4 protein-coding genes are annotated in these 4370 nt (G+C 68.7%); all 4 read right to left on the bottom strand.

The genetic code is table 11. The features are described 5' to 3' along the window. The coding region (locus tag STRIP9103_RS15910) for an FAD/NAD(P)-binding protein (protein WP_048820363.1) at positions 1-1101 on the bottom strand (1101 nt) is incomplete at its 3' end. A 56-nt stretch (positions 1102-1157) separates the two neighbouring features. Beyond that, positions 1158-1406 carry an acyl carrier protein gene (locus STRIP9103_RS15915; RefSeq protein ID WP_009312594.1) on the bottom strand — a complete coding sequence of 83 codons (249 nt, stop codon included), beginning with the start codon at positions 1404-1406 and terminating at the stop codon, positions 1158-1160. A 209-nt stretch (positions 1407-1615) separates the two neighbouring features. Beyond that, positions 1616-2809 (bottom strand): FAD-binding oxidoreductase, encoded by a 1194-nt coding sequence (locus STRIP9103_RS15920; protein WP_009312596.1) that lies wholly within the window; start codon positions 2807-2809, stop codon positions 1616-1618. A gap of 25 nt (positions 2810-2834) precedes the next feature. Then, a complete protein-coding gene (locus STRIP9103_RS15925) occupies positions 2835-4340 on the bottom strand; it encodes a phytoene desaturase family protein (RefSeq protein WP_048820362.1) in 1506 nt (501 codons plus the stop codon). Positions 4341-4370: the final 30 nt, after the last annotated feature.

Genomic DNA, 4370 nt, shown 5'->3' on the forward strand with positions numbered 1-4370 from the left:
GTCCCCCTCGGCCAGTCCGAAGCGGCGCATGACCGAGGTACGGTCGGCCTCGGGGGCGGCCAGATACTCGGCCAGGAAGCGGTCCGCGGTGGGCCGGTCCGTGCGCTCGGCGACGAGCGCGTGGTGGTGGACGGCGCGCACCTCGGCGTCCAGCAGTGGCCACACGTCCCGCCGGAAGGTCGCGTCCGGGGTGGCCCGTATCCGGCGGACCGCGTCGAGCGTCAGGAACAGGGGCTCGTGCCGGCCGGCCGGGCCCTTCTGGTTCTCCCCGCGCGCGTGGTACGGCACCCCGCGCCGGGACCCGGCGTACAGCACGGGCTCGTGGCCGGAGGGGAGGTACAGCAGGCCCCCCGGGGCGGACACGAACTTGCCGCCCCGGCCCTCGGTCAGCAGCGACAGGATGTCGAAGAACGCCAGCCCCAGACCTCGGACGGCCACGCGCTCTCCGGGTTTGATGTCGTCGAGGTCGACGTCGGCGGGGTTGCCCGGGGGGACGTAGCGCAGGTTGTGGCGGTCGGCGAACTCCGTGAAGTTTTGTTCCTCGTCCGTCGGTTCGTTGGCCCCGTGCCCGAGGGACAGCACGACGGCGTCCAGCCCCACCAGCCGGGTGCCGTTGTCGAGGGTGACGCACTGGCCGTTCGCGTCGTCGTCCAGAGCCACCGCGGTCGCGCGGTGGACGACGACGCGGAGACCGGCGGGGGCGGTCTCGACAAGGTGCTGGAACACCCATTCCAGGTAGTGGCCGTACTGGGCGCGGGACGGGTAGTCGTCGGGCCCGAGCGGTTCGGGGTCGGCCCAGCCGTGCTCGGGCGCGGTCCGCACGAGCCATTCGTACAGGCTGGGGCCCGGCCGGACGGGGCCGGAGCAGGTGACGCTGTCATCGGTGAACTGGCTGACCTGGGAGGTCACCGTGTTCATGAGCAGATGGTGGGACTGTCTGGTGCGCCATGTGTGTCCGGGCCCCGGGGGGTAGGGGTCGACCACGTGGACCAGAAGCCGGCGCCCGTCGGTGTGATTGGCACATAACCGTTCGAGGACGGCGAGGCCTCGCGGGCCGGCTCCCACGACGCATATCGCCCTGGTCGGCTGTGGCAAGGTCACATCTCCTTCATCCGGTCCGCCCGCACAGGACGAGCGCCAGGCAACGGGTGGGGTGGTTACTTCCCGGCGGCGCGGCGATTCGCCTCCTGGGTGAATTCTCCGAAGGTCATGCTCGTCAGCTTTTCCATCTCCTCGTCGGAGAATTCCACACCGAAGCTGTCGAGTTGCATGACGAGTTCGGCGAGGGAAAGCGACTCCAATTCGAGTCCGCCGTCGCCCAGCGGTGTCTCATCGGTCACCGAGTCCACCTCGAAGTTCATGTTGCGGAGCGTGTCGACCATGACTTCGCGCAGGTCAGAGGACATCTTTCAAACCTCCTGTCGAGTGTTTCGGGCAGCGCGGGAACGCCTTGGAAATCACGGAAGGCGCGTATTCGCGAGAGGGGGGAAAGGAATGCGGGGTTATCCACCGCATGGCCGGACGGGCCAGAACATGTGTACCCCCAGTGCATCATATTCCGTGGCGAATGCCAAGGGGTGCTCGATTGTTTTCCGGAATTCCGGGGCCTTATGGGCTAGAAGTCGCCGTCGGGCTGGAATTCGACTTCGATGTCGGTGAGCGGGTAGGCGACGCAGGAGTGCGCGTAACCGAACTTCGGGTCGGACATGCGCAGCCTGGCCTCCTCGGCGTGGAAGACCTCGCCGGAGCAGATCTTGACCCGGCAGTCGCCGCATTCGCCGGAGCGGCAGGACGCCGCGGGAGGCATCCCGTTGTCCTCCAGCGCGTAGATCAGCTCCCGGCCGCGCGGCATCCGGAACGTCTTGCGGCCCCGGACGCTGACGGTGACCTCCTCCTTGGTGTCGAGGCCGGCGGGCCAGCGGGTGTCGTCCGGCGGCGGCGCGGCGACGTAGTTGGCCTCCTTGCGGATCCGGCGGCCGGGATGCCCGAGCGACTCCAACTCCTGGGTCAGATACGGGTACTTGTACGCCGGACCGCACATGTACGTCATACGCCCGGCCAGCGGTCCCGCCAGCTTGTCGATCAGCTTGGCGTCGAGCGGCTTGACCGCGCCCGTCCAGTCGGGGCCGGCCTCGGCGAGGACGTGGTGCACCACGATGTTCGGGTGCCGGCGTGCGATGGCGTCGAGTTCGTCGCGGAAGATGATGTCGCCCGCGTGCCGGGAGCCGTAGAGCAGGGTCATCCGGCGGGGCAGACCCAGTTCGACGATCTCGCGGATCATGCTCATCGCCGGTGCGACGCCGGAGCCACCGGCGAGGAAGACGACGTCCTCGCCGTGGAACAGCGGGTCGTGGCAGAAGGTGCCCATCGGCCCGCCGCTGGTGAACCGGTCGCCGACGGAGACGCCGTCGAGGAGGTGGTTGCTGACCAGCCCGCCCGGCAGCCGACGCACGGTGAGGTCGTAGTGGTCGCGTTCCGTGGGGCTGGACGAGATGGAGAAGGCCCGGTTCGTCAGGACGTCACCGACCCGGACGTCGAGACTGATGTACTGCCCGGCGCGGAACGGCGGCAGATTTCCGCCGCCCGTGCGCCGCAGCCGCAGGGTCTTGGTGCTGACGGTCTCCTCGATGATCTCCGCCAGCGTCAGATCGATCTTCCTCGGGTGGTGCGGCTCCACCTCTGTCCTGGCATCGGCCGGGTGCTCGCCCTGGACCGCCGCGTGCGCCTTGAGCCGTGCGACGACGTCGTCCGCCCCCTCCAGCAGGCGGGCCAACGGATTGACCGACGGGCTGTATGGCGTGTCTGTCATGTCCCACTCCGCTTTTGTCAGGGGGTCAGTGGCCCGCGGCCAGCAGCCGCTGGCACCGCCGGGCGGCGGTCACGAGGTTCGAGTTGTAGCCGCCGGCCGTCGTCCAGTTGCTGGTCAGGAGCAGGCCCGGCACGTTCTGCTTGAGGTCGTCGTCGTGGAACAGCCAACTGTCGGTGATGTCCTGGTCGAACCCGTAGATCGCACCGCCGGGCTGGTTGGTGTACCGCTTGAAGGTCAGCGGGGTGGCGAGCTCCGCCTCCTCGATCACGTCCCGGATGCCGGGCACGAGGGACTCGACGAGGTCCAGCTGGGACTGGGCGTACTTGGTCTTCGCCTTCGCGTAGTCCTCCGGGGCGAGCGCCTCCCACGGCTCCGAGTACTGGATCGACGACAGCACCACCTGCGAGGCGCCGCTCGGCGCGAGCCCGGTCGGCTGGACGTCGTAGCAGGTCGCGATCATGAAGGGGCAGGGCTCGTCCAGCGAGTACGCGCCCCGGAGCACGGACTCCTCGTCCAGACCGGCCGTCAGGAACGTCGTCGCCGTGGTGAAACCGAGCTCTTCCGCCGACGCGTCCACCCCGAGGAAGAGACAGGTCGCCGACGAGCCGAGGCGCCGGGAGCGCAGGTCGGCCAGTGTGTTGGCGGGGACGACGTCCGGGTCGTCGAGCAGCCGCATGTACGTCGTCGTCGACGGGGCGTTGGAGACCACCAGTTTCGAGGAGATGGTCTCGCCGTCCTCCAGCCGGACCCCGACCGCGGTGCCGTCCCGGGTGAGGATCTTCTCGACGTTCGTGTTGAGCCGGACCTCACCGCCCGCCTCCTCGAAGGACTCCACGAGCGCCGAGGACAGCGCCTGGCTGCCGCCGACGACCTGGTACGGCTTGGTCTCGATGTACAGCGCCAGCAGCCGCGCCATGTCCACGAACGCGATCCGGTGCGGCAGCTGACCGTTGTAGCTCCAGTAGGACGACAGCACGATCTTCAGGCGTTCGTCCGTGAAGAACTCGTCCAGCACCTCCCGGAACGTCCGCAGGGCGTAACGCCGTACATCGGGCAGCGTCTTGAGCCACTCCAGCTGTTCCTTCATCTTGTGCAGACTGACCCGCGCGGTCAGCTGCCACAGCCCGGTCTCGCGCACGATCTCCAGGAACCGCACGATCTGGGCGCGATTGCCGGGGCAGATGCCGTCGAGGACGTCCGCCAGGCCCTCCCAGTCATGGGGCAGCTTCACATCGACCTCGCCGGGTACGAACGTCCGGCACAGGTCGCGGTCCTCCAGCCACTCCACCCTGCGGGTCACGTCCAGCTCGTCCAGCACCGCCTTCAGCGGTTCGTGCCCGCCCATGCCGCCCAGCTGGTGCAGCGACACCTCGAACTCGAAGCGGCCCCGCACGAACGAGGTGGCGGCACCGCCCGGGACGCTGTGCCGCTCCAGCAGGAGCGTGCGCATGCCGCCGCGTTGCAGCGTGGTCGCGGCGGAGAGCCCGCCGAGACCCGCACCGATGACGATCACGTCGTAGTCGACGCTCATTCCCAAGTCCCTTCTGAGGTGACCGGGTGG

It is taken from the genome of Streptomyces ipomoeae 91-03, assembly GCF_000317595.1.
GTDB lineage: Bacteria > Actinomycetota > Actinomycetes > Streptomycetales > Streptomycetaceae > Streptomyces > Streptomyces ipomoeae.